Genomic DNA, 4,733 nt, shown 5'->3' with positions numbered 1-4,733 from the left:
GGCTCTGTTGCAAAAATCGTGAAGCTTGAGCATGCTTGGCGGAGATTGGACGGACGGAACGATGACGGATTTCAAGTGGCGCCATTTCCAGGGTGATGTGATCCTGTGGGCGGTGCGCTGGTATTGTCGCTATCCGATCAGCTATCGCGACCTTGAGGAAATGCTGGCGGAACGCGGCATTTCGGTCGACCATACGACGATCTATCGCTGGGTCCAGTGCTACGCCCCGGAGATGGAGAAGCGGCTGCGCTGGTTCTGGCGGCGTGGCTTTGATCCGAGCTGGCGCCTGGATGAAACCTACGTCAAGGTGCGGGGCAAGTGGACCTACCTGTACCGGGCAGTCGACAAGCGGGGCGACACGATCGATTTCTACCTGTCGCCGACCCGCAGCGCCAAGGCAGCGAAGCGGTTCCTGGGCAAGGCCCTGCGAGGCCTGAAGCACTGGGAAAAGCCTGCCACGCTCAATACCGACAAAGCGCCGAGCTATGGTGCAGCGATCACCGAATTGAAGCGCGAAGGAAAGCTGGACCGGGAGACGGCCCACCGGCAGGTGAAGTATCTCAATAACGTGATCGAGGCCGATCACGGAAAGCTCAAGATACTGATCAAGCCGGTGCGCGGTTTCAAATCGATCCCCACGGCCTATGCCACGATCAAGGGATTCGAAGTCATGCGAGCCCTGCGCAAAGGACAGGCTCGCCCCTGGTGCCTGCAGCCCGGCATCAGGGGCGAGGTGCGCCTTGTGGAGAGAGCTTTTGGCATTGGGCCCTCGGCGCTGACGGAGGCCATGGGCATGCTCAACCACCATTTCGCAGCAGCCGCCTGATCGGCGCAGAGCGACAGCCTACCTCTGACTGCCGCCAATCTTTGCAACAGAGCCGTTGGGATCATAATGTTGATGTACGCGCGCACGGTCATGGTAATTGCGCTTCTCGTTGAAGACACGATTCCCATAGCGATTGACAATGAACATGCTGTCGCCCGGCGGAATCCATACGTCGCTTGGCACGCTTACATATTCCAGCGCCTCTTCCAGCACGATCTCGGCGCGCCAGGCGCTTCCCATATTGCCAAGCTTCGCTCCAACAGCCCCGGCAATCGATACAAAGTCGCCAGTATTGGTCGGCACCCCGCAACCGCCATAGACCGGCCCTGTCTGATGGAGATTGAGCATTTCGCGATTATAGGTGAACCCGCCCGTTGCGAAGATCACGCCTTTGCGCGCGCCAAAGGAAACCTCCTTCCCGTCGTTCAGCGCCTCGACGCCGAGCACCGCGCCATCCCCGTCGGTAACCAGGCGGACAACCTGGTGGCTGGTGAGCAGGGGAATGCCATAAGCGTCGATGCGCGCCTTGATCTGGCGCATCAACTCCGCGCCGAATCCTGGCGACCCATCAGGCTTGATGGGTCCGAGGCACCGTCCGCGAGGCACCTTATTGTTGCCGTCGAGCACGCCATAGTCAGGCAGATCGGTTCCCTGGCCGTCGGGAAGGACATGAAAGCGGCCTATCTCGGCTGCCTTGATTTCCCGCAACATGTCCGTCATCGGCGACGCGTTGTCGTAAAACGCCTCAAGCAGTTTGTAGACATCCTCACCCAGGCCGAGCGTCGGTGAATTGCTGTCGAAAAGATGCGGATATGAATAGGCAGCGCAATAAGCCAGGAGCGAAGCCTTTGGATCCTCGATCCCCCGCTCCTTCAGCCTGAAATTATTGGGCACCCAGAAAGCCCCACCGGATTTCGCGGACGTACCGCCATATACCGGCGCTTTTTCCAGCATGAGGACCTTCGCGCCGTCCTTGGCAGCCGCAAGTGCGGCAACCGAGGCGGCCGCGCCGCTGCCGACCACGACTATATCCGCGATTTGGGTCCACTGCCGGCCCACCGCGGCAACAGCCGGAGCAGATGCCGCAGCACCCAGGGTGGAAACCGCCAGCCCCGCGCCGCCGGCCTGGATGAAAGCGCGGCGAGATAACCGCGATCGCTCTGCCGATTGCTTCAAGAATGCCCTCCACCGGTCGAACGACCCAAAGCCGCCGACCGTCTCTCCTGCGTCGAAGTCAATGCTCCGCCCTTCTTTTACCGAAGCGAGATCACGTCGCACCTCGATACAAGGAAAGGATAGATTACCAAATGGTCACATGTCAACCGCGCCTGATCTCCGCATCGGCAAGCACGAGAAGGCAAATGGGGCCATCCCGAAACATCTTTCGATGGGCGGCGCTCATGCTTCTAACGGACCAGGCGGGCGAAATTGCAAGCCCGATCGGCAATGCTGAATGGGGGGCCACCATTCGGCGCCAGGTGCCCCGGCGTGACTCATCTCCAATCGCGAGTCGCGTTGTGTTTGAGTTCTCCATCCATATAAAATTGGGCATCCACACGACAAGCGTCATGTGAATGCCCAACTAATCACTTGTATATATAAGATTATGCGCCGGACGGTGCGAAATGAATGCCGGGCGGTGCGAAATGAATGCCGGCCAGCGGGGTGAAATAGTTCGTGCATGCGTTGCGCTTAGAGAACTTCCACACCCCGTCACGGCGCTCATACTCATCCGTGAAGACCGCAGCGATAAGAATCGACTGATTACCTTCGACGAGATTTCCAAGGAGAAGGACGTCGCCAATACCATTTACCTTGTCCGCGCTCACAAATTCCAAGCGCAGATTGGTTCCATAATGAATACATTCGTGAAACATTGGCCAGAGTACGTTATTGGCCAAATCGAGGGCGCCTTCCGGGCCCTTGTAGGTGCCGATTCCCTCAATGGTCCACTCTGCATCATCCCACCAAATAGAAGCGAGACGGCCCTCTTGGCGCTTGTCTACGGCAATGAGCTTGTCAGAGTAGAGGTCCTGAATCGCGGCCCGGCTTGCAAGTCTGTCTAGATCACTCATTTTGTATCTCCCAGTTGAATATAATCCCGTAATCTTAGCAGGATCGAGGGCATCAAGGATTTAGGCCGCAGAAGACCAGCCGCCATCGATGAACAGTTCCGTTCCAGTAACATATTTAGCTTCGTCTGACAGAAGATATAGCGCCCCATAAGCGATATCGTTCGGCTCGCCAAGATCGCCCATCGGGATCTGCGCTTTGTACCATTCAACCTGCTCGGGCGTGACGTTCGCCTGCATCGGCGTCTTCATGCCACCAGGAACGATGGTGTTCACCCGCACCCCTTGCCCGACATATTCCAGCGCAGCCACCTTGGTCATCGCGCGTACCGCAGACTTGGTCGCCGCATAGCTGATCAAGCCAGGCTCACAGATGACGCTGACGAGCGAACTGATGTTTAGGATCGCACCATTTCCCGACTTCGCAATTTCCGGCGCAACCATCTTCAGGCCCAGGAAAAGCGCAGTCTGGTTGACCGCGATCATCTTGCTCCAGCCTTCGAGCGTCTCGTCCTGGATCATCGCGCCGTGGATGATGCCCGCGGTGTTGTAAAGCGTCGTGAGCTTCCCAAAGGCCCCAACCGCCGCCTCGACAGCCCCCGCCCAGCTCGCAGCATCGGTGATATCCAGCCGCACGATAGGGCCTCGCCCCCGCTTTCCTGAATCTCGGCCACGACCTTGTTGCCCATTTCGACATTCAGATCGGCGACGACGACCTTGGCGCCCTCCTTGGCAAAAAGCCGAGCCTGCGCTGCACCCAGGCCGCTCGCCGCGCCCGTTACGAGCGCGACTTTTCCTGCCATTCTGTGCTCATCCTGTGCCTCCTAAATAGCTTGAGCGCGCAATTCAGACCCGCGTCGCTGAGGGTTCTTTTTTCCGATGCACAACAACTGGGCCGATCACCGGACCTTGATCCAAGCACAATTACCAGTTGGTAGTCAAGCTGGATTCTGAGGAACCGGACCGAAAAGTGAGACTAAATGTCCAAGTCCCCTGGCCCGCTAATGCTGCCCCTTTGCGCGCGGCACGCAGCCGCGCGCTTTCACTTTCTAATGCTGTGTTTTCACAAATAATATCAATGAGTTCAAACACCCACGGACCAGCCTCCGTCAATCGGCAGATCCACGCCAGTAATATATTTCGCCTCGTCAGAGGCCAGAAAAAGCGCGCCGTTGGCAATGTCGATCGGGTCACCGAGCTTTCCCATGGGGATCTGGCTTGTCTGCTGCTTCAGCACGTCAGGGGGGACATTCGCCGTGATCGGCGTGTTCATTCCGCCGGGCACGATCGTATTCACCCGAACGCCGCGGTCCACAAACTCCAGCGCCGCCGCCTTGCTCATGATGCGCACGGCCGCTTTGGTGGCACAGTAGCTGGCATTGCCGGCGGTGGGAAACATGCCGATCAACGAACTGATGTTGATGATCGAGCCATTGCCCGACTTCACCAGCTCGGGGATTGCCGCCTTGATTCCGAGGAAGATAGCAGTCTGATTGACCGCCACCATCTTGTTCCAGCCTTCAATGCTCTCCTCCTCGAAGCCGCCAGGATGAATGATACCGGCAGTGTTGGATAGAGTCGTAAGCCCGCCAAAAGCCTCGACGGCAGCGGCAATCGCATTATTCCAGCTCGCCGCATCGGTAACATCCAACCGAATGAAGAGCGCATCGCCACCAGCAGCCCTGATTTCGGCTACGACGCCCTTGGCCATCTCTTCATTGAGGTCGCCGATTACGACCTTGGCGCCTTCTTCCGCGAAACGCTTCGCCTGAGCGGCGCCGAGCCCGCTCGCTCCACCCGTGATGAGCGCAACCTTGCCTGCGAGTCTGTTAGCC

The 4,733-nt window shown here is 58.3% G+C and carries 4 protein-coding genes and 1 pseudogene; 1 reads left to right on the top strand and 4 read right to left on the bottom strand.

What is annotated here, in order from left to right; translation table 11 throughout:
- Positions 1-61 precede the first annotated feature (61 nt).
- Entirely contained in the window at positions 62-826 is a 765-nt protein-coding gene (locus L288_RS41815) for an IS6-like element IS6100 family transposase (RefSeq protein ID WP_001389365.1), read from the top strand.
- Positions 827-844: 18 nt separating this feature from the next.
- On the opposite strand, the gene L288_RS41810 is transcribed toward L288_RS41815, so the two are convergent.
- From L288_RS41810 to linX, 4 genes and pseudogenes are all read right to left on the bottom strand, one after another.
- Positions 845-2,002 carry an FAD-dependent oxidoreductase gene (locus tag L288_RS41810; RefSeq protein ID WP_021246209.1) on the bottom strand — a complete coding sequence of 386 codons (1,158 nt, stop codon included), beginning with the start codon at positions 2,000-2,002 and terminating at the stop codon, positions 845-847.
- Between the two features lie 428 nt (positions 2,003-2,430).
- Positions 2,431-2,901 carry a hexachlorocyclohexane dehydrochlorinase gene (gene linA, locus L288_RS41805; protein ID WP_013040172.1) on the bottom strand — a complete coding sequence of 157 codons (471 nt, stop codon included), beginning with the start codon at positions 2,899-2,901 and terminating at the stop codon, positions 2,431-2,433.
- Between the two features lie 60 nt (positions 2,902-2,961).
- A pseudogene (locus L288_RS41800) lies at positions 2,962-3,701 on the bottom strand (SDR family NAD(P)-dependent oxidoreductase).
- Between the two features lie 281 nt (positions 3,702-3,982).
- Positions 3,983-4,733: 2,5-dichloro-2,5-cyclohexadiene-1,4-diol dehydrogenase LinX (gene linX / locus L288_RS41795; protein ID WP_020817740.1), on the bottom strand; the 751-nt coding region annotated here is incomplete at its 5' end.

This window comes from Sphingobium quisquiliarum P25, assembly GCF_000445065.1.
In the GTDB taxonomy this organism is placed as follows: domain Bacteria; phylum Pseudomonadota; class Alphaproteobacteria; order Sphingomonadales; family Sphingomonadaceae; genus Sphingobium; species Sphingobium quisquiliarum.
This window is presented reverse-complemented; position numbering and strand designations above follow the sequence as displayed.